The following is a 17,752-nucleotide window of genomic DNA, read 5'->3' on the forward strand; positions in this document are numbered from 1 at the left end:
CCGGTGGTGCGTTGGGGCGATCAACGGGCGGGTCGAGAGCCTAGAATGATCGGGACCAGAGTGGACGGGACGCGTTGGATGCAGGCCGAGGACGGTGAGCTTGCCGATGCAAGGGTCAGGCTGGATCACTTCCTGCGTGGCGTGGAACGACGCGCCTTGCGCATGGCTGAGTTATCTGTCGGCGACAAGGACGAGGCGTTGGACGTCGTGCAGGACAGCATGCTCGCGTTCGTGCGTAACTACGCCACAAAACCGGCGGCCGAGTGGCCGCCCTTGTTCCACCGGGTGCTCGACAGCCGGCTGACGGATTGGCACCGGCGCAGCACGGTGCGCGGCCGCTGGCTGGCGTTCCTGCGTCCGGCGCGCGACGATGACGATGATTCGGACCTGCTCGCGGATATTCCAGACCCCGGCGAAGTGGGCCCCCTGGCGCGACTGGCCGGTGCCGATGCGGGTGCCGCGTTGGACGGCGCGTTGAAGGCGTTACCCTTGCGCCAGCGGCAGGCGTTCCTGTTGCGCATCTGGGAAGGCCTGGACGTGGCCGACACCGCCACGGCCATGCGCTGCAGCGAAGGCAGTGTGAAGACGCATTTGTGGCGCGCGCTCAACAGCCTGCGCGTGACGCTGGAGGAGCATCGATGAAGCCGGACAACGCCACCGACCAGATCCGCCGTCTGCTCGACGACTCGGTCGACGGCCTCGACGCCGCGACGCTGTCGCGGCTCAATCGCGCACGGCAGCGCGCCCTTGCCGCGCCGCCGCGCCAGAATGCCTGGATGCCGATGGGCCTGGCGGCTGCCGCCTCGCTGGTGCTGGCGGTGGCGCTGTTGTGGCAGCGCGAACCGGTGCATCCTTTGGCCCCCGCCGCCAGCACCGCCAGCCCGGTGCTGGATGTTCCGGAAGAAGAAGCGCTGGAATTTGTCGACGATCTGGAGTTCTACGCATGGCTGGAAGCGGAGGCCGAGCAAAATGGCTGATGGCCCTGTTCGCGGCCAATGCGTCGGCGCAGGCGCCAGCACCGGCATCACCGCCGGATCCGCCACGGGCCTCCCAGCCCGTGAAGGCCGCCCGTTCCGATGCTGCGCCGCGCGCCGAGCTGCTGCTGTTTCTGTCGGAATTCGAGGATAGCAATGGCGAGTGGGTCGATCCGATCGACGTGGCAGCGGCGCAAGACGCCCGCGCCGCTGGCGCAGAGGATGACGGCGATGAGTAAGTTCCGCTCGCTGTGTGTCCTGTGCTGCGCGCTGGTCCTGGTTGTGAGCCTTTCGGCTTCGGCGCAGACCGGGCCGGCTTCGGCCGCGCCGGTCGCCTTCCAGTCCCTGACAGCAGCCGAGCAGGAGTATCTCCAGCCGTTCGCGGCGCAGTGGGCGCAGCTGCCTCCGGAACAGCAGCAGAAGCTGCGCCGCGGCGCCGCGCGCTGGGCCACGATGACGCCGGAGCAGCGCCAGGAGGCGCAGGATCGTTTCGACCGCTGGCAGGCCCTGCCGGCCGAACAGAAACAGGCCATGCGCGACCGCTTCAAGGCATTTCGCCAGTTGCCGGCTGATCAGCAGGCGCGCATCAAGAAGGGGCTGGAGCGCTTCCGTAACCTTCCGCCGGCCGAGCGGCAGCGGTTGCGCGAAGAATTCCAGAACATGACGCCGCAGGAGCGGCGCGCCTTCCTGCATGGCGCCGAGACGGAGCGCCGTGCCATGGCCGAGCGTCGTTGGCTGCAGAAGCTGCCGGAGTCCGAGCGCGAACCCATGCGTACGATGCTGGAGAACTTCACGCCGAAGGAACGCCGTCTGTTCCGTCGCGCCATGCAGTCGGTACCTCAGGCGCAGCGGCCGGCGCTACGTAGCGAATTGCTCGCGCTCGATCCGGCGGCGCGGCTGCGCCGCCTGCAGGCGCTGGCGCCGCCCGAACCGCCCGGCAAGGCACCGGCCGGCGACGGTCTGGATTAGGACAGTCAGGCCTGCGCGCCCTCGGCGCGAACGGCAGCGGCGTGCAGTGTGAGCATCGGCTGCATGACCCGCCGGGTCGCACTGAACCGGCCACCAAAACGGTTCAGCGCATCCTCGCGCAGGCGCGGGGCGTGCGCCGCGAGATAGCTGTCGAGGGCGGACTGGTCCGTCAGCGTGTAATGCATGACCACGCCGACACGGTCGGTGTTTTCCAGGACGTCGCACCGGTCGTGCACGGTCGCGTGCAGGAAGCCGGGCAGGGCGATGATTTCCTCGACATGGCCGCGCAACCATTCGCGGTAGTTCTTTTCAATGGCGCGGTCCACTTCGACGGCGACTTCGTAGATGATCATGTGACGGCGAGGCTCACGAGGGCGGCAAAGACGATGGCCAGCGAGATCAGCACCGTGTAGCAGATGCCGATCGTGCCGAATTTGAGGATGGTCATGATCCATCCCTGGCGATAGACCCGCTTCTGCATCAGTAGCAGGTAGAGCGGAATCCACCAGCTGATTCCGAACTGCAGCCAGCCCAGCGGCGCGTCGAGTGCCGTCACGCTCAGACGGACGTGACCGAGGATCGCCAGCGACAGTGTCGCCATCGCGATAAAAGCATGGCTGTGCAGCGCAACGATCAGGTGTTCCATGTAGAGCCGCCGCTTGAAGAGATAGAAGAACTTCAGCAGGACGGCGAACAGCGGCATCAGGAAGAACAGCGTCTGCGGCAGCACGGTGAAGAAGCCGGTGACCAGGCGGCGCGGATCGCTCTTGGCCAGGATGAGGTTCTTGCGCGCATTGCCGATCAGATCGTTGATCTTGTCGTTCACGCTCTCGGGCAGGCTTTCGAACGTGAGCGGATTGGTCTTGGCGTTCCAGGGCGTGCCGTTGAACGACATTGTGCCGTCATCGATACCGGGTTCCGGTGGTGGCGGGGCGCCCTTGTTCTTCGCTTCCTCGACCTCCTTGAGCCATTGGATGCGCAGGCGGCCCGACTCCTTGATGCGTTCCTGGGCGATCACCAGGGGCGCCTGCGCCGCGGCGGCGATGCCGTCCTTGGCCTTGGCGCGCTCCAGCTCAGCGATCTCCTTGTCCACGGCGGCCTGCACCGCCTCGGGCGTCTTGGCACCGCGCAGGTCGCCCCCGTCGGCGATGAAGATCGGCGCGCGGTCCATGCCGGCGCGGTCCATGTAGGTCTGGACCGCGAAGAACGCCACCAGGGTCATCACGAAGAACAGGCGGAAGGGCGTGACATAGCGCACGCGCCGTCCCTGGAAATACTCGGTCGTAAGGAAGCCGGGGCGCCAGAATAGTGGGCCGAGCGTGCGCAGAATGCGCGAATCGACATTGAAGACGCTGTCGAGGACGTCGGCCATCATGCCCGACAAGGGACGGATCATGCCCTTGAGGGGTTGGCCGCAGGAGTAGCAATACGAACCATGCAGCGGCGCATCGCAGTTGGCGCAGCGCGCGGCGGAATCGGTTGAAAGCGGTGCTTGTGTCATTGGGGTCGCAACATTCCCTGGCTGCGCATCCATGCAAGCGTATCGCGGATCAGGATCGGCAAGGGCGTCTTGCGATAGTCCAGCTCCGATTCGGCCTTGCGGCAGTCCACCCGCAGCTGGCGGCAGGTCATGTCCACGGCTTCGGGTGTGAGGCGCGGTTCGCGGCGCGTGACCAGGCTGAGGACGTCGAGCATGCGCGCATACGCCCGCACCACCGCTTCGGGCGTGGCGCGGCGTGGTGCGGGGCGGCCCAGCTCGTCGGCTACCATGCGAATGAAATCCAGATAGGTGGCGTGTTCGCCGCCGAGCAGCCAGCATTCGTCGTGCCGGCCGCTGCGCCATGCGGCGATGTGTGCCCGCGCCACTTCGCGCACATCCGAGAATGTTCCACTGCCCGGCGGCGCGCCCGGTAGCCGACCTTGGTCGATAAGCCGGATCAGTCGCGCCCAGTGGCGCCTGTCGCCGGGGCCAAGTATCCGTGGGGGGGCCAGGATCACCGTTTCGATTTCGCCGCGCCGCCCGGCGTCGCGCACCAGCAGTTCTGCCAGCGCCATGCTGCGTTCGTAGTTGATCCACGACTCCACGCCCAGGCGCGGCAAGGCCTCGAACAGCGCAGAATGCTCGACCTTGCCGTAGGCGGCAACGGTGGAAGTGTATACAAAGCGTCGTGTGCCCGACTCGCGCGCCGCCGCCAGCAAGTTCGCCGTGCCGTCGACGTTATTGCGGGTCTGCTCGGCGTTGTGCAGGCGCCAGGTCGATGCATCCGACGCGGCGTGGAAGATGGCGTCGGTCGGAATCGCCAGCGCCGCGGCGAGGCTCGCGGGATCGCGCAGGTCGCCCTGGATCGGCTCGGCGCCCAGCGCGGCGAGCGCATCGCGGGATTCGTCGCTGCGGTGCAGGGCGGCGACCGCGACACCCTGTTCCACCAGCTGGCGGAGGAGGTGTTCGCCGAGGAATCCTGTTGCGCCGGTCAGCAGTACGCGTGTCATCGCATCCCCAGACTGGATGGACCCCCATGGCCACATCACCCTTGGCAATCCCGGCGGCTGGCAAGCCGAAGGCCTCGCAGGAGGCCCTGCGCCGTCGCATTGCGCTTCCGCCGGCGGAAGACAGGCCTGCCGGCCGTATCGGCTAGACTGCGCCGTTGCCCCGACCTCTCTCCATGGCTCCGATTCTAGCCTTCGACACCCCGCGCTTGCAGAGCGAACTCCGCGACACCGTACGTCTGGCCGGCCCGTTGATCGCCGGCCAGCTCAGTGGCGTAGGCATGACTTTCGTCGACGCGATGCTGGCCGGCCACCTGAATGCGCACACCCTGGGCGCGGTTGCCGTGGGCGCCAGCATCTGGGCGCTCGCCTTCGTTGCCGCACTGGGTGTGATGATGGCATTGCCGCCGTCGGTGGCTCAGTTGTCCGGCGCAGGCCGCCAGGCGGAGATCGGGCCCTTGTTCCGCCAGGCCCTGTGGCTCGCTGCCGCCTTGGGCGTGGTGCTGTTCCTGGCCGTGCGCCATGGCGGGCCGGCCCTGGTGACGCTGATCGGCGTGGATCCGGCGTTGCACGCGGATACGACGGGTTTTCTGCGGGCCATCGCCTGGGGCGCTCCCGCGCTGACCGGCTACTTCGCCGTGCGGGGCGTCAGCGAAGGCAACGGGCTCACCTGGCCGACCATGTATTTCGGCCTGCTGGGCCTCGTCGTGCTCGTGCCGATCGGCTGGATCCTCATGTACGGCAAGTTCGGCCTGCCGGCCATGGGCGCGGCAGGTACCGGCGCGGCCACCGCGATCGTGATCTGGCTGCAGTTCGCGGCCTATCTGGGCTGGCTGGCCTGGCGCGCCGAGTACCGACCGCTGGCCCTGTTCACCCAATGGGACCGCCCGCGCTGGCAGCCCGTGGCGGAGCTGTTGCGCATCGGCCTGCCCATGGGCATCGCCGTGTTCATGGAAGCCAGCCTGTTCGTCGCCGCGGCACTGGCGATCGGGCGGCTGGGCGAAACCACGGTGGCCAGTCACCAGATCGCGCTGAACGTGTCATCCATCGCGTTCATGGTACCGCTCGGGCTGGCGCTGGCGATCACCGTCCGTGTCGGACATGCGGTCGGGCGCAACGACGTGCGCGGCGTGCGCTATGCCGGCTTCTGCGGCATCGCGCTGGCGTTCGCCACGCAGCTGGCGGGCACGACGGTGATGCTGCTCTTTCCGGGCACGATCGCCAGCCTCTACACGAAGGATCTGGGCGTGATCGCCCTGGCCTCTGAACTTCTGGTACTGGCCGGCCTCTTTCAATTTCCCGATGGTATCCAGGTCGCCTCGAACGGTGCGCTGCGCGGGCTGAAAGATACCCGCATCCCCATGCTGGTCACGGTGCTGGCCTATTGGGGCATCGGCATGCCGGTCGGCGTGTGGCTGGCGTTCGGACGCGGCATGGGCGCGCGTGGCATCTGGATGGGCCTGATCGCGGGGCTCTCGGTAGCGGCCCTGCTGCTGTTCTGGCGCTTCTACAGCCGGGCCCGGCGAGGACGCTGGCAGGCGGCGCCGGCCTTGCGGGATTCTTGACCGCAGACGCGAGACAATAGTCGTCATCGATCGATTGCAGTGCTTTGGAGATATCCATGACCGAGCGAAAGCCGGGAGTGATACGCCGGTTCTTCGGCGGAATCTGGGCGGCCCTCAATTTCACGCGCAGGCTGGTGCTCAACGCGCTGTTCTTCCTGATCCTGCTGATCTTCGTCCTGGCGTTGTTCGCACCCTCGCCGGTCGTGCATCCGCGCACCGCGCTGGTGCTCGATCCGAAGGGGGAAATCGTCGAGCAGTACAAGTCCGACCCGGGTTCGCGCGCGCTGTCGCGCATGGTCGGCGAGAAAGGCTCGGAAGTGCAGTTGCGCGACCTGCTGCGCGTGATCGAGAAGGCCACGCACGATCCGAACATCGAACGAATCGTGTTGATGCCCGATGAGATCCGCGGCGCAGGCATCGCGACGCTCACCGAGATCGGTACCGCGCTGGAGCGCTTCCGCTCCTCCGGCAAGGAAGTCATCGCCGTGTCCGACGGCATGAACCAGATGCAGTACTTCCTGGCCACCTATGCCGACCAGATCCTGCTCCATCCGGACGGCGCCATCCTGCTCACGGGGTTTGGCAGCTACCGCAACTACTACAAGGACCTGCTCGACAAGCTCGCGGTGAAGGTGCACCTGTTCCGAGTGGGTGAGTACAAGTCGGCGGCCGAGCCCTACGTGATGAACCATGCCTCGCCCGAGGCGCGCGAGGCCGATCTGTTCTGGTTGGGCGGGCTGTGGGAAAACTGGCTGGCCGAGGTCGGGAGTCGCCGCAAGCTGGCGCCGCGGGCCATCCAGAATGGCATCGAATTGCTGCCGGAGACGATCAAGGATGCGGACGGTGATCTGGCCAGGATCGCCCTCACGGCCAATCTGGTCGATCGCCTGGCCACGCGTGACGAGGCGCGCCAGATCCTGATCGAGAAAGGGGAACGCGACGAGGCCATTCACAGTTTCCGCCAGGTCAGCTGGCGCGACTACGACGCCATGAATGTGCGCGACGCATTCGCCGAGCTGCGGCCGGCTGTCGCCGTCGTGGTCGCCGAGGGGGATATTTTCAACGGCGAGCAGGCGCCGGGCACGGTGGGCGGCGAATCCACGGCCAACCTGCTGCGCCGCGCGCGCGAGGACGACAAGGTCAAGGCCGTCGTGCTGCGGGTGAATTCCCCGGGGGGCGAGGCCTTCGCGTCGGAACAGATCCGGCGCGAGGTGGAACTGATCAAGGCGGCGGGCAAGCCCATGGTGGTATCGATGGGCGATGTGGCCGCCTCCGGGGGGTACTGGATCTCCATGAACGCCGACGAGATCTACGCCCAGGCCGGTACGATCACCGGCTCGATCGGTATTTACGGCCTTTTCGTCAGCGTGCCCGAGACGCTGGAGAAGATCGGCGTGCATACCGATGGGGTCGGCACGACGCCCTTCGCCGGGGCCTACGACCCGCGTCTGCCGCTCGATCCGGCGGTGGGCACGGTGATCCAGGCCGTGCTTGAAAAGGGCTATCGCGATTTCATCAGCCGTGTCGCTGCGGCGCGTGGCAAGGAAACCGAGGCGATCGAAGAAGTGGCGCGCGGCCGGGTCTGGATCGGACGCCAGGCGTTGGAGCGGGGGCTGGTCGACAAGCTCGGCGGACTGGATGCCGCGATCAGCGCGGCCGCGGAGCGCGCCAACCTGGGGTCCCACTGGACCACGCGCTACATCGAGAAACCCATGAGCGCGTTCGAGAGTTTCCTGATGGACGTCGCCGGCTCGTCCGGCGCGCGGGCACTTGCACAGATTTCCGCACTGCGGCCGGAGGCATCCTTCCTGGCAGAGGCGGCTGACCTGCAGCGTCCGTTGCGCCTGTTGCGCGGGGCGGCCAGCGGAAAGCCGACCATCTACGCCTACTGTTTCTGCGAAGTGCGCTAGTGCCCCGTGCCGCCCGCAGCGCGAGCCCCTCGCAACGGGGCTCGCGGCGCAGGTAGTTACTGACCTTCCGCTTCCTTCAGCCGCGCGTCGATTTCCTGCTTGTGCTGTTCGACTGTCTGTTCCACGGCCTTGGCGCGTTCCAGCGCCTTGAGCTGCGGATCGATCACGGTCTGGGCCGGCGGCGGGGTGGTGCAGGTGGCGGCGGCGGTGCGTCGCCGGTGCACGCGGTGAGCAGCAGGGCGAGCGGAAAGATCCAGGCAGTGCGCGACATGGGCCTTCTCCATAGCAGGTCAGGTACGACAGAGTAGCGGGTCCACCGGACTGGCGTGAGTCCTGTCGGGGACAGCGGCGCGAGTGCTGCGGTAAAGTCTTGCCCCCTTTGAAGGGCTCGCAACAAGGGCAGAGCGATGACGACAGCTTCACGCTGGCGGCTGGATGGCCGCATGGCGCTGGTGACCGGCGCCAGCAAGGGCATTGGGTTCGCCTGCGCGCGCGAACTGGCCGGGCTTGGCGCCGATGTGATTCTCGTGGCGCGCGATGAAACGCACCTGGAGACGTCCTGCGCCGAGCTGGCCGAGGAATTCCCGGACCGCGACATCGACGGCTTCGCCGCTGACCTCGCCGTACAGGAACAGCGCCTGGAATTGTTCGACTGGATCGCCGATCGCGGCACCAGCCTTTCCGTGCTGGTGAACAACGTCGGGACCAATGTGCGCAAGGCCACGCTCGATTACACCGAGGCCGAGTACCGCGGCCTGATCGAGACCAACGTGATCAGCGCCTTCGAACTGTGCCGCCTGGCGTATCCGCAGCTGGCCGAACACGGCAGTGCGGCCATCGTGAATGTGGGATCCGTATCCGGGCTGACGCACGTGCGTACCGGCTCGCCGTATGGACTCACCAAGGCTGCGCTGCACCAGCTCACCCACAATCTGGCTTGCGAATGGGCCGAGGACGGCATCCGCGTCAACGCCGTCGCGCCCTGGTACATCCGCACGCAACGTTCCGAGCCGGTGCTGGCGGATCCGGAATACCTCGAAGAGGTGCTGTCGCGTACGCCGATGGGACGGATCGGCGAGCCGGAAGAAGTGGCCGCTGCGGTGGCCTTCCTGTGCCTGCCGGCCGCCAGCTACGTCACTGGCGAGTGCATCGCCGTCGACGGCGGTTTCCTTCGCTACGGATTCTGAAGCATGGTCCGCGCCCGGCCGAACTGCCAGATGCCTTTCGGGCGGCTGCCGCAGGAACCGGATGGCGCGCCGCGCACTCCAGGGCCAGGCTCTGGAACCATGCCTGCACCGCTTCCCCTGCACCAGCACCGGCTTGCCATTGAACCCGCCTACGACTGGAACGCCGTGCTGCGCTTCTTCGAGCGCCGCGCGATTCCCGGCGTGGAGTCCGTGGATGGATCCACCTACCGGCGCGTGTTCGTCGACGAAGGCACGGCAGGCTGGTTCTCGGTAACGCAGGACCCCGACGATGCCCTGCTGCGGGTGACGGTCTCGCATCCATCGGCAGCGAGTGCGGCGCGTGTCTGCGAACGCGCGCGGGACCTGTTCGACCTCGATACCGACATGGCTGCTGTCCGCCGCCGCCTGCGACGCGATCCGCGGTTGGCGCCGGGCTCCCGCCGTCATCCGGACATCCGCGTGCCGGGTTGCTGGAACGGCTTCGAACTGGCGGTACGGGCAGTGCTGGGCCAGCAGATCACCGTCGCGGCGGCGCGCACGCTCGCCGCGCGCATCGTGGCGCGCCACGGCCATCGGCCGGATTCGCCGTATCTGGCGCCCGCGGACGCTGTCTTTCCCGACGCGCGGGTGCTGGCCGACGCCGACCTGGACGGCCTGGGCCTGACCGGCGCGCGTATCGCAACCCTGCATACGGTCGCGCGCGCCGTCGTCGACGGCGCACTGTCCTTCGAGCCGGAGCAGCCGTTGGAAACCTTCGTGGAGCGCTGCGTGACATTGCGGGGTATCGGTCCCTGGACCGCCCACTACATGGCGATGCGCGCCCTGCGCCATCGCGACGCCTTCCCGGCCGCCGATATCGTGCTACGTAAAGTGTTGCAGCCGGGCCACTGCTTCTCTGCCGCCGCGCTGGAGCGCGAAAGCCAGGCCTGGCGGCCCTATCGTGCCTATGCAGTGCTGCTGCTGTGGCGCATGGCGGGGTAGAGTGATGCACTACGATATTCTGTCCACCCCGATCGGGCCGCTGCTCCTGGCGGGCGACGCCAACGGGCTGGTGCGGATCGATTTCCCGGAACACGGCGCAGCCGCGTCGCCGGCGCCCGGCTGGGTGCACGATCCGGCCTGCTTCGCCGACGCGCGCGAGCAACTGCTCGACTATTTCGACGGACGGCGGTTCGCCTTCGACCTACCGCTGCAATTGCGCGGCACGCCCTTTCAACTGCAGGTATGGAACGCGCTGCTGACGATCGCGTGCGGTGATACCTGCAGCTACGGCGACCTGGCCTCGCGCCTGGGCAGGCCGAGTGCGAGCCGCGCCGTGGGCGCCGCCAATGGCGCCAATCCGATTCCCATCATCGTGCCCTGCCATCGCGTGATCGGCAGTCGCGGAGAATTGACCGGCTTCGGCGGTGGCCTTCCGCTCAAGCGCTGGCTGCTCGACCACGAACGCCGCTACGCACCGCCGCCACCGCTGCACCTGCGCTGAGGCTGCCGGCGTCGATTCCTCTACGAGGCGTAGACGCCGGCCGCGGGCGCGTGCTGTGGAAAACCCGGCGCGCAGTTACTCACAGGCGCTGTGGAAATCCCCCCGGAAAAGCCTGTGGATGAACCGCTACATCCCTTGTGGCACAAGGGCTCTGAGCATTCTGGCCGCTTTTTGCGCAGGTCGCTTCAGACTATCCACAGGGCCTGTGGACAACTGTGAGGACAAGTCTGTGAATGGCTGGCGCATCGCCAGGCGTAGCGCGGGGCTGGCCCGATTTGCGCAAGAAATGAGCAGAGCGGGAGTCGCATCGCGTCGGCGCAGGTATACACGTGGTCATGTGTACCCCCTCCGGCGTTTATGCACAGGGGCTGTGGACATCTGCCCGGAAAAGCCTGTGGACGGATTCCTGTTGACCGTTCTGCGCAAGGCTTTCGAGCAGTTTGGCGAATATTTCGCCAGTTGGTGCGCGCTATCCACAGGGCCTGTGGACAAGCATGGTGACAACGCTGTGCATGAGCCGCGCATCGCCAGGCCCGGCGCGGTCCTGGCACGGTTTGGTGAAATCTTGATCAACCATGGCGGCAGGCGTGCGCTGCAAAGTAGCAATGTGGTAAATAATGCGGGCGCGCGATGAAATCCACAGGCGCTGTGGATTACCGCTCGGAAAAGCCTGTGGATGGAATTCTGCAGGCCTTGCGGCGCAAGGGTTCCGCCCGGTTTGCTGAGTTTTTCGCCAGGCATCGCGCACTATCCACAGGGCCTGTGGACAAGTGTGGTGACAAGCCTGTGGGCAGGACCCTGATTGGCAGCGGCCGCGCGGGGTTCGTCCTGTTTGTCGAAATTTTGCCCAGCCTGCCAGAATACACATATACAACGCGGCGTTGTGGAAGTGCGCGGTGTGGCGGCGCGCTTATCCACAGCGCCTGTGGACAAACCGTGGGAGAAGCTTGTGGATCAAACCGTGCTGGCCGCGGCTGCGCTGGCGATCGAGCGGTTTGCGCACAGTTTGGTCAGCAGCCGGCCAGTTTCTCGGCAATGGCCTGTGCTTCCCGCCGGATGCCTTCGCGTTCGTCGCCCGATGCGGACCGCTGGCGCGCAAGATTCTGGTCAAGCTGGACGCGGAACTGGCGGCAGGCCTCAGCGGGGCTCATGCGGACGCAGCGATCCTGCACCTGCACATACGCCGCGGCGATGTCGCGCGACGTGCCAGGCGCGGCGATCGGCGTGCGGTTGAGCTCGGGCGCCGATACATGCGCGTTCTCCGCCAGCGACGAGGACGGGATACCCAGCACTCCGGCCGGGACGGCATAGGGAGCGGTGTCCCCGGTGTCGCTGTAGTAGACCTTCTCGTTGTCGGCGCGCACGCAGCGGAACAGGGGCGGTACCGGCGGTCGGGCGATGGGTGTCTGTACGACCGATGGCGCGGCGGCCGGGGCCGGAGCCGGTGGTGCGGCGGGTGGTGCTTCGGCGATCGCGCCGTCGCCGCGCTCGTACTGGAATGCCGTGGTGTCGTGGCCCGCCGTGCAGGGTTTGTCCTGGAAGGCGATACGGCCGCTGGCGTCGGTGCAGCGGTATCCCGTGGTCGCCGCCGCAGCAGCGCCGAAGGCCACAATCAGGCCGATGCCAAGCACACTTCCGGGAAGCGCGACTCTCATGGCGGGCGATTCTACGCCGCGCATCCCTCTTGCGGATCACCCCCGGATCTGGCCAAGCTCACGCCCTTTGCCAAGGTGCTGCCATGGCGGACTTCCTCGACTTCTTCAGCGACACCAAGACACGGCCGACCGCCGCCATGCGCCGGGCGATGGCAGAGGCGGAGGTCGGCGACGAGCGCGCGGGCGAGGACCCCACCGTGAACCGCCTCGTGGCGCGCTGTGCGGCGCTGCTGGGCAAGCCGGCGGCGATCTACCTGCCCTCGGGCACGATGTGCAACGAGATCGCGCTGGCCGTGCATTGCCGGCCGGGTGATGAGGTCCTGTGCGATACCACCTCGCACCTGATCGGCTTTGAGGGCGGCGGCCCCGCTGCCCTGGCCGGCGTCATGCTCCAGGCGATCCCCGGTGACCGCGGCCGCTACAGCGCCGGGCAACTGGGCGAGGCGTTGCGGCCGGATCGTCCCTACGCGCCGCGACAGCGCCTGGTGACGGTGGAGCAGACCGCGAACCTGGGCGGCGGCGCGATCTGGCCGCTGCAGCAGCTGGCGGCCGTCGCTTCCACGGCGCGGGCGGCAGGGCTTGCCACGCACATGGACGGCGCCCGCCTGTTCAATGCCTGCGTCGCGACGGGCACCGCGCCGTCAGCACACGCGGAAGGGTACGACTCGGTCTGGGTGGACTTCTCCAAGGGGCTGGGCGCGCCGGGCGGCGCGGTGCTGGCCGGCGATACCGGCTTCGTCGCCGAAGCCGAACGCCTGAAGTTGCGCTGGGGCGGGGCCATGCGCCAGAGCGGCATCATCGCCGCCGCCTGCGAATACGCACTGGATCACCACATCGACCGCCTCGCCGACGACCATGCCAACGCCCGGCGGCTGGCGCAGGGGCTGGCGCGTCTGCCCGGGCTTCGGATCGACCCGGACACCGTGGAGACCAACCTCGTCTATTTCGATGTCATCGATCCGCGTCGTGATGCGGCGGCGCTGTGCGCGGCGCTGATGGAGCGCGGTGTGCGCATGGGACCGATGGGCCGGCACACGGTGCGTGCCGTGACCCACCTGGATGTCGACGCGGCGGCGGTCGATGCCGCGTTGCAGGCGGTGGCGGCCTGCCTGGGGTAGCGCCGGCTGGACGCCACGCGCGTCTTTGGTAGACTCCGCGGCCGGGTGCACAGGGCGCCCGCCTCGCGAAAGCCGCCGCACCTGCCTGCCAGAACAATCCGATACCCCTCCTTGGCCCCTGCGAGAACGGCCGGACTTTGAAGGAGCTGGTATGTCTGCACATTCCGTTTCGACGTCCCCTGCCGCGCGTCCGTCGCCTTCGGCGGTGACCGTGGTCCAGTGTCAGGCGCGCAAGCTGCACCGGGTCGCGCGTGAAGGCCGTATTTCGGCCGCCATGCCGGCCTTGCGTCGACTGCAGGCCGCCGGCGTGCTGCCGGATCGCTCGTTGCGCCAGCTGTACGACGACCGCGCGAGCCTGCAGCGCAAGCACTTCCTGCGGCTGCTGGCCCGGGAAGCCGGCTACGTCGACTGGGAGCGTTACCGTCCGCACCTGGACACCCTGTCGATGGAAGCCTATGACCGCGCCCAGTCGGAACACCGCTGGTCCGGGCAGTTGAACGTGTGGTTCTCGCGCGTGCAGGACGCCGAGGCGTTTGCCGCGCGTCATGGTGGGCGCGTGGTCCGCGTCGGCCAGCATGCCCTGGTCACGGAGAACACCCCGGCCAGCGACGGAGACACCCCATGACGAACGAGATGGGCTACTACGTGGCCTGCGCGGCGCTGTCTGGCTGGATTCTGCTGGCACGCACGATCCGTCTGCGCTGACGCCCCGCGCCCTGGTGTGATGGCCGCCGGCCTGGCGATGCTGGCGGACCCTTGTGTTCGGGAAACGCTGCCCGCACGTCCTTGGCGTGGCGGCGGGCAGTCATCCGCTACCCTTTTGAAAGCAGGAAGCGGTGCAGGCTGCCCCGTGCAGCCCGCGCGTCGCTGCGTCCCGGCCCGGGACGCAGCCGTTGCCTGTCAACCCGGCGCGAGGAATACCGGATGTCCGCTTATGAATTGGCGCAACTGAACGTTGCCCGCATGAAAGAACCGCTCGAATCGCCGTCTATGGCGGATTTCGTGGCAAATATCGACCGGATGAACGCGCTGGCCGAGTCCTCGGCGGGCTATGTCTGGCGTTTCGTGGGCGATGGCGGCTATGCCAGCGAAGTGCGGCCACTGGGCGATGACATCCTGATCAACCTGTCCGTGTGGAAAGACGTCGAATCGCTGGCACGCTTCGCGTTCAAGAGTGATCACGTTGAAATTCTGCGCCGCCGTGGCGAATGGTTCGACCGCATGCCCGAGGCCTACGCCGTGCTGTGGTGGGTGCCCGAAGGCCACCGGCCGGATCTCGACGAAGCCAAGGCGAAGCTGGACCTGCTTCGCACACAGGGCCCCACCGCCGAGGCGTTTTCCTTCCGCACGGCATTCGCGCCACCCGGCCAGCCGGTCAAACCAAGCGACGTGCCGGACGTGGCGTAACCCGAACCCTGATTCAGCCGCGTTTGCGTTCGATGCCCAGCGGCAGCGCATCGATGCGCGCGTATTCGGGCGTGGCGAAGGTCTCTGGGCGCGCCAGATAGTCGGCTGCCATTGCCGTCGCGTCGTTGCCCCAGAATGCCTCGTCGCCGATGAGCAGTGTCGGCACGCCGAACACGCCCGCCGCGAGTGCGCGCTCGGTGTTGTCGCGGACAGCCTCTTTCACGGCCGGCGCGGCCAGCGCCTGGGCAATGTCAGTAACCCCCAGCGAGCCGGCCACGGTTTGCAGTGACGCAGCGTCGGTGTCACGCCCTTCCTGCCAGATGTGCCGGAAAATGGCCTCGACAGCGGGCCAGTCGCCACCTGCAGCGACGCACAGGCGCAGCGCCGGCAACGGATTGAACGGATGCGCCGGCGGAAACCGCAGGAGCGTGCCTTCCTGCGCCGCCAGCCACTGCACGAAGCGGTACGTGAAGCGGCGTTTTGCGGGAATTTCGGCGGGCCCAAGCTGGCCCAGCCGGTCGAGCACCGCGGCAAACAGGATCGGTACCGGCTCGATCGCCACGCGTTCGCGCAACGCCACCACCTTGGGCAATTGCAGCCAGGCAAACGGTGAAATGAAGTCGAAGTACCAGCTTGCCTGCATGACGCGCGCTCCGGTGCTGTGATCGGTGCCGTGTCTTGTACGCGTCTGGAACGACCGCGTCGACCTCGATTATGGCGTCACGGCCTCGCGTGTCGCTTTGCGTGCATCCAGGGGCCGTCGCCAGGGTCACACTGGTACAGTGAGCCGGTACTGCACGCCGGCGGGCGGAAGGCCTGCCGGCGTGGTGCGCCGCTTCACGGCAAGGCAGCGAGGATCACGCCGATCACGGTGAACTGCAGCGTGTGGTAACCGCCGTCGATCAGGAACAGTTTCAGGCTGCGCCGGGCAAACAGGTAGTTGATCCCGAAACTGGAAGCGACCCAGCACAAGCCCGCCGCAAAACCGGCACCCAGCCCCAGCGCCATGGGAGGTCGCGGCCCCAGGAACAGGGCAAACACCCAGGCGGCAAGAATACTCAACACGAAGGACAGCCCGAAGATGCGCGCCATGTTGCCGCGCTGCAGCTCTTCGTCCGTGAGCCCCACCTCCCGCTGCCACGCCCGCCCGAACAGCGCGGGTGAATACCAGATGCCGCCCAGAACGAATCCCGCCACTGCGGCGGCCAGCACGGCCCAATAATTGACGACTGGCATGAGGCTCCTCCCGTTGGAATGTGCGACGACAGTACCGGGGCCGGTCGGCGGGGTATTGGAAAAATGTCACCTCACCACGACGCTGCCCGGATCCGGTTGCGACAGGCGCAGGAACTCGGCCGGAGTGGTTCCGGCGTACTGCTGGAACTCGTTGATGAAATGGGACTGGTCGAAATAGCCGCAGCGATTGGCCAGGTCAGCCCAGGTGTCCGGGTGCCCGCGGCCGAGCGCCTGAAGCGTGGCGCCGAAGCGTTGCAACCGCATGAGAGCCTTCGGTGGCAGGCCCACTTCGCGGCTGATCACGCCGGTCAGGTGCTTGCGGCTGTAACCGGACTGCTGCGCCAGTTCCTGCGTGCGCAGGTTGCCACCGGCTTCGGCGATGCGCTGCATCGCCCAGTGCACCAGGGGGTGCACGCTCCGACCGGTCATCCCGACATCGAGCAGCCAGTTTTCCACTAGGTCAAAGCGCGCAGTCGTATCCGGCGTGTGCAGGAGGCGTTCGCGCAGTTGCCGCGCGCTGACGCCGATGATGGCCTCCAGCGGTTCGGTGCGGTTGGCCAGCGCCGCCTGCGACCACGGCAGCAACGACGCCGCGCCCGTTGCGCTGAAGGCGACGCCCAGCAGCGCGCTGCCCTCGGGGGCCTCGGTATCGATGGGGCCTTCGTACAGGCCCGAAAACCAGAAGTCGTCGAAAACGATCCGGATTTCGGGTGGGCCCGGCAGCACCAGGAACTGGGGAGGTCCGAGATTGACCAGAAGGTAGCTCTGCGTGCGCGGAAGAATGCGGTCGCGCTGGTACGCGACGCGCCCTTCGCCGTACCAGAACTGGGTGACGTGCTGGCGCAGGGCCGGGTGCGGTCGACGCATGGTCACGGACCACTGCCCGAGGGCGGATTCGTGCCGATACACGGTGGAGGCCGATTGCCCGGTCATGCGTTGCCGTCGCGTGCGTTGCCTGGCGAGCGGAGAGAGAAAGCGGGCCTTCCCCGGGAAGGCCCGCGCGAACGGTCAGAAATCTGCCGAAAGCGTGAGGATGACGCGATCGTCGGCGAGCTTGCCGAAGATGTCTTCGCCGCCGCCGCTGGTGTCGGAATAGGACAGCGCAACCGTGAAGTGGCCCCAGGTCCGCTTCACGCCCAGCACGGTCTCGGTGTAGCTGTGATCGTAGGAGTCATCCAGGTCGTAGTGACCCAGCGTCGCACTGAGGATGAATTCGTGCGGCAGCTCCCATGAACCGGAAAGCCCGTAGTAGATCCCGGTTTCGTCGGTCGCGAACACATCGTTGCTGTAGCCGACCAGCAGGGAGTAGTTCTCCTTGAAGATGATCTTGGTCAGCAGCTCGTTGTAGTCGTAGTCGTAACCATCCTCGGTGCCGGGATAGTTGTAGCGGATGAACTGGAGGTCCAGCTTCCAGTCTTCGTTGATACCCCAGTTGTAGCCGATGAAGGTATCGACCTCCATGTCGGCGCCGTCGTCGTAGTCGGCGTTGTCGGGGGTGAAGTCGACGGCGGAACCCCACACGCCGGCATAGAAACCGGATTCGTGCGAGTAGGTGACGCCGCCCTGGATGGCGGGGTCTTCCTGGTTCTGCGATACGCCTCGGAAGACGTAGTCGCTGGTGATAGCGGCGGTAAACGCGAATTTGTGCGGACTGGAGGACTCTTCCTGGGCGGCGGCAGTGCCGGCCAGGGCAATACCTGCGATAGCTACCCACAGTGCAGCTTTCTTCACGATGAATCTCCCATTGGGGTCGGGACGGTA

At 67.0% G+C, this 17,752-nt stretch carries 22 protein-coding genes; 13 read left to right on the forward strand and 9 right to left on the reverse strand.

What is annotated here, in order from left to right; genetic code table 11:
- Positions 1–45: 45 nt before the first annotated feature.
- Genes N4264_RS05565 through N4264_RS05580 form a run of 4 tightly spaced genes read left to right on the forward strand, consistent with a single transcriptional unit; the run spans position 46 to position 1,943 of the window.
- The gene (locus tag N4264_RS05565) at positions 46–642 is read left to right on the forward strand and encodes an RNA polymerase sigma factor (RefSeq protein ID WP_261696077.1); all 597 of its coding nucleotides are present in this window, start codon (positions 46–48) and stop codon (positions 640–642) included.
- Complete coding sequence (locus tag N4264_RS05570; protein WP_261696078.1) at positions 639–977, forward strand: DUF3619 family protein; 339 nt, start codon at positions 639–641, stop codon at positions 975–977. The genes N4264_RS05565 and N4264_RS05570 overlap by 4 nt, the downstream gene beginning before the upstream one ends.
- Positions 977–1,213, forward strand: coding sequence for a hypothetical protein (locus tag N4264_RS05575; protein ID WP_261696079.1), 237 nt, complete (start codon positions 977–979; stop codon positions 1,211–1,213). The genes N4264_RS05570 and N4264_RS05575 overlap by 1 nt, the downstream gene beginning before the upstream one ends.
- Positions 1,206–1,943: a DUF3106 domain-containing protein gene (locus tag N4264_RS05580; RefSeq protein ID WP_261696080.1), complete on the forward strand. Its 738-nt coding sequence runs from the start codon at positions 1,206–1,208 to the stop codon at positions 1,941–1,943. Before N4264_RS05575 ends, N4264_RS05580 begins: the two co-directional genes overlap by 8 nt.
- Positions 1,944–1,948: 5 nt before the next feature.
- Here the strand turns inward: N4264_RS05580 and N4264_RS05585 are convergent, their stop codons facing one another.
- From N4264_RS05585 to N4264_RS05595, 3 genes are read right to left on the reverse strand one after another with little or no spacing between them, the layout of a single operon-like run.
- Complete coding sequence (locus N4264_RS05585; RefSeq protein WP_261696081.1) at positions 1,949–2,296, reverse strand: DUF4286 family protein; 348 nt, start codon at positions 2,294–2,296, stop codon at positions 1,949–1,951.
- Positions 2,293–3,444 carry a DUF3667 domain-containing protein gene (locus N4264_RS05590; protein ID WP_261696082.1) on the reverse strand — a complete coding sequence of 384 codons (1,152 nt, stop codon included), beginning with the start codon at positions 3,442–3,444 and terminating at the stop codon, positions 2,293–2,295. Before N4264_RS05590 ends, N4264_RS05585 begins: the two co-directional genes overlap by 4 nt.
- A complete protein-coding gene (locus tag N4264_RS05595; protein ID WP_261696083.1) occupies positions 3,441–4,433 on the reverse strand; it encodes an NAD-dependent epimerase/dehydratase family protein in 993 nt (330 codons plus the stop codon). The genes N4264_RS05590 and N4264_RS05595 overlap by 4 nt, the downstream gene beginning before the upstream one ends.
- 173 nt (positions 4,434–4,606) lie before the next feature.
- Here N4264_RS05595 and N4264_RS05600 point away from each other — a divergent pair, with 173 nt between their 5' ends.
- Positions 4,607–5,995 carry an MATE family efflux transporter gene (locus N4264_RS05600; protein WP_261696084.1) on the forward strand — a complete coding sequence of 463 codons (1,389 nt, stop codon included), beginning with the start codon at positions 4,607–4,609 and terminating at the stop codon, positions 5,993–5,995.
- Between the two features lie 56 nt (positions 5,996–6,051).
- Positions 6,052–7,905, forward strand: a complete 1,854-nt coding sequence (sppA, locus tag N4264_RS05605; protein WP_261696085.1) for a signal peptide peptidase SppA — start codon at positions 6,052–6,054, stop codon at positions 7,903–7,905.
- A gap of 56 nt (positions 7,906–7,961) precedes the next feature.
- Here sppA and N4264_RS05610 read toward each other — a convergent pair whose 3' ends face one another.
- Entirely contained in the window at positions 7,962–8,189 is a 228-nt protein-coding gene (locus tag N4264_RS05610; protein WP_261696086.1) for a hypothetical protein, read from the reverse strand.
- A gap of 123 nt (positions 8,190–8,312) precedes the next feature.
- Between N4264_RS05610 and N4264_RS05615 the strand changes: the two genes are divergently transcribed.
- The 4 genes from N4264_RS05615 to N4264_RS05630 all read left to right on the forward strand — a co-directional run bounded on the left by N4264_RS05615 (position 8,313) and on the right by N4264_RS05630 (position 11,209).
- Positions 8,313–9,092: an SDR family oxidoreductase gene (locus tag N4264_RS05615; RefSeq protein WP_261696087.1), complete on the forward strand. Its 780-nt coding sequence runs from the start codon at positions 8,313–8,315 to the stop codon at positions 9,090–9,092.
- Between the two features lie 99 nt (positions 9,093–9,191).
- A complete protein-coding gene (locus tag N4264_RS05620; protein WP_261696088.1) occupies positions 9,192–10,073 on the forward strand; it encodes a DNA-3-methyladenine glycosylase family protein in 882 nt (293 codons plus the stop codon).
- A gap of 4 nt (positions 10,074–10,077) precedes the next feature.
- On the forward strand, positions 10,078–10,575 hold the full coding sequence (locus tag N4264_RS05625) for a methylated-DNA--[protein]-cysteine S-methyltransferase (RefSeq protein WP_282563032.1): 498 nt from the start codon (positions 10,078–10,080) through the stop codon (positions 10,573–10,575).
- Positions 10,576–10,969: 394 nt separating this feature from the next.
- Positions 10,970–11,209, forward strand: a complete 240-nt coding sequence (locus N4264_RS05630) for a hypothetical protein (protein ID WP_261696090.1) — start codon at positions 10,970–10,972, stop codon at positions 11,207–11,209.
- 376 nt (positions 11,210–11,585) lie between these two features.
- Here the strand turns inward: N4264_RS05630 and N4264_RS05635 are convergent, their stop codons facing one another.
- Positions 11,586–12,230 (reverse strand): DUF4124 domain-containing protein, encoded by a 645-nt coding sequence (locus N4264_RS05635; protein ID WP_261696091.1) that lies wholly within the window; start codon positions 12,228–12,230, stop codon positions 11,586–11,588.
- An 83-nt stretch (positions 12,231–12,313) separates the two neighbouring features.
- Between N4264_RS05635 and N4264_RS05640 the strand changes: the two genes are divergently transcribed.
- The 3 genes from N4264_RS05640 to N4264_RS05650 all read left to right on the forward strand — a co-directional run bounded on the left by N4264_RS05640 (position 12,314) and on the right by N4264_RS05650 (position 14,755).
- Positions 12,314–13,348 (forward strand): threonine aldolase family protein, encoded by a 1,035-nt coding sequence (locus tag N4264_RS05640; protein WP_261696092.1) that lies wholly within the window; start codon positions 12,314–12,316, stop codon positions 13,346–13,348.
- Positions 13,349–13,499: 151 nt separating this feature from the next.
- Positions 13,500–13,973: a nitrous oxide reductase accessory protein NosL gene (locus N4264_RS05645; RefSeq protein ID WP_261696093.1), complete on the forward strand. Its 474-nt coding sequence runs from the start codon at positions 13,500–13,502 to the stop codon at positions 13,971–13,973.
- Positions 13,974–14,272: 299 nt separating this feature from the next.
- Positions 14,273–14,755, forward strand: coding sequence for a DUF3291 domain-containing protein (locus N4264_RS05650; protein ID WP_261696094.1), 483 nt, complete (start codon positions 14,273–14,275; stop codon positions 14,753–14,755).
- 13 nt (positions 14,756–14,768) lie between these two features.
- Here the strand turns inward: N4264_RS05650 and N4264_RS05655 are convergent, their stop codons facing one another.
- The 4 genes from N4264_RS05655 to N4264_RS05670 all read right to left on the reverse strand — a co-directional run bounded on the left by N4264_RS05655 (position 14,769) and on the right by N4264_RS05670 (position 17,722).
- Positions 14,769–15,398 carry a 2-hydroxychromene-2-carboxylate isomerase gene (locus N4264_RS05655; RefSeq protein WP_261696095.1) on the reverse strand — a complete coding sequence of 210 codons (630 nt, stop codon included), beginning with the start codon at positions 15,396–15,398 and terminating at the stop codon, positions 14,769–14,771.
- Between the two features lie 194 nt (positions 15,399–15,592).
- Positions 15,593–15,991 (reverse strand): DUF1761 domain-containing protein, encoded by a 399-nt coding sequence (locus tag N4264_RS05660; protein WP_261696096.1) that lies wholly within the window; start codon positions 15,989–15,991, stop codon positions 15,593–15,595.
- Positions 15,992–16,057: 66 nt separating this feature from the next.
- Positions 16,058–16,858 (reverse strand): helix-turn-helix domain-containing protein, encoded by an 801-nt coding sequence (locus tag N4264_RS05665; RefSeq protein ID WP_261696097.1) that lies wholly within the window; start codon positions 16,856–16,858, stop codon positions 16,058–16,060.
- Positions 16,859–16,999: 141 nt separating this feature from the next.
- Positions 17,000–17,722, reverse strand: a complete 723-nt coding sequence (locus tag N4264_RS05670) for a TorF family putative porin (RefSeq protein WP_261696098.1) — start codon at positions 17,720–17,722, stop codon at positions 17,000–17,002.
- Between the last annotated feature and the right edge of the window lie 30 nt (positions 17,723–17,752).

The sequence above is a fragment of the Tahibacter amnicola genome (assembly GCF_025398735.1).
Lineage (GTDB): Bacteria > Pseudomonadota > Gammaproteobacteria > Xanthomonadales > Rhodanobacteraceae > Tahibacter > Tahibacter amnicola.

Bases quoted from the DNA above. Each gene is read 5' to 3' on its own strand.
- N4264_RS05565 (WP_261696077.1), top strand. From the start codon at position 46: ATGATCGGGACCAGAGTGGACGGGACGCGTTGGATGCAGGCCGAGGAC.
- N4264_RS05570 (WP_261696078.1), top strand. From the start codon at position 639: ATGAAGCCGGACAACGCCACCGACCAGATCCGCCGTCTGCTCGACGAC.
- N4264_RS05575 (WP_261696079.1), top strand. From the start codon at position 977: ATGGCCCTGTTCGCGGCCAATGCGTCGGCGCAGGCGCCAGCACCGGCA.
- N4264_RS05580 (WP_261696080.1), top strand. From the start codon at position 1,206: ATGAGTAAGTTCCGCTCGCTGTGTGTCCTGTGCTGCGCGCTGGTCCTG.
- N4264_RS05585 (WP_261696081.1), bottom strand. From the start codon at position 2,296: ATGATCATCTACGAAGTCGCCGTCGAAGTGGACCGCGCCATTGAAAAG.
- N4264_RS05590 (WP_261696082.1), bottom strand. From the start codon at position 3,444: ATGACACAAGCACCGCTTTCAACCGATTCCGCCGCGCGCTGCGCCAAC.
- N4264_RS05595 (WP_261696083.1), bottom strand. From the start codon at position 4,433: ATGACACGCGTACTGCTGACCGGCGCAACAGGATTCCTCGGCGAACAC.
- N4264_RS05600 (WP_261696084.1), top strand. From the start codon at position 4,607: ATGGCTCCGATTCTAGCCTTCGACACCCCGCGCTTGCAGAGCGAACTC.
- sppA (WP_261696085.1), top strand. From the start codon at position 6,052: ATGACCGAGCGAAAGCCGGGAGTGATACGCCGGTTCTTCGGCGGAATC.
- N4264_RS05610 (WP_261696086.1), bottom strand. From the start codon at position 8,189: ATGGAGAAGGCCCATGTCGCGCACTGCCTGGATCTTTCCGCTCGCCCT.
- N4264_RS05615 (WP_261696087.1), top strand. From the start codon at position 8,313: ATGACGACAGCTTCACGCTGGCGGCTGGATGGCCGCATGGCGCTGGTG.
- N4264_RS05620 (WP_261696088.1), top strand. From the start codon at position 9,192: ATGCCTGCACCGCTTCCCCTGCACCAGCACCGGCTTGCCATTGAACCC.
- N4264_RS05625 (WP_282563032.1), top strand. From the start codon at position 10,078: ATGCACTACGATATTCTGTCCACCCCGATCGGGCCGCTGCTCCTGGCG.
- N4264_RS05635 (WP_261696091.1), bottom strand. From the start codon at position 12,230: ATGAGAGTCGCGCTTCCCGGAAGTGTGCTTGGCATCGGCCTGATTGTG.
- N4264_RS05640 (WP_261696092.1), top strand. From the start codon at position 12,314: ATGGCGGACTTCCTCGACTTCTTCAGCGACACCAAGACACGGCCGACC.
- N4264_RS05645 (WP_261696093.1), top strand. From the start codon at position 13,500: ATGTCTGCACATTCCGTTTCGACGTCCCCTGCCGCGCGTCCGTCGCCT.
- N4264_RS05650 (WP_261696094.1), top strand. From the start codon at position 14,273: ATGTCCGCTTATGAATTGGCGCAACTGAACGTTGCCCGCATGAAAGAA.
- N4264_RS05655 (WP_261696095.1), bottom strand. From the start codon at position 15,398: ATGCAGGCAAGCTGGTACTTCGACTTCATTTCACCGTTTGCCTGGCTG.
- N4264_RS05660 (WP_261696096.1), bottom strand. From the start codon at position 15,991: ATGCCAGTCGTCAATTATTGGGCCGTGCTGGCCGCCGCAGTGGCGGGA.
- N4264_RS05665 (WP_261696097.1), bottom strand. From the start codon at position 16,858: ATGCGTCGACCGCACCCGGCCCTGCGCCAGCACGTCACCCAGTTCTGG.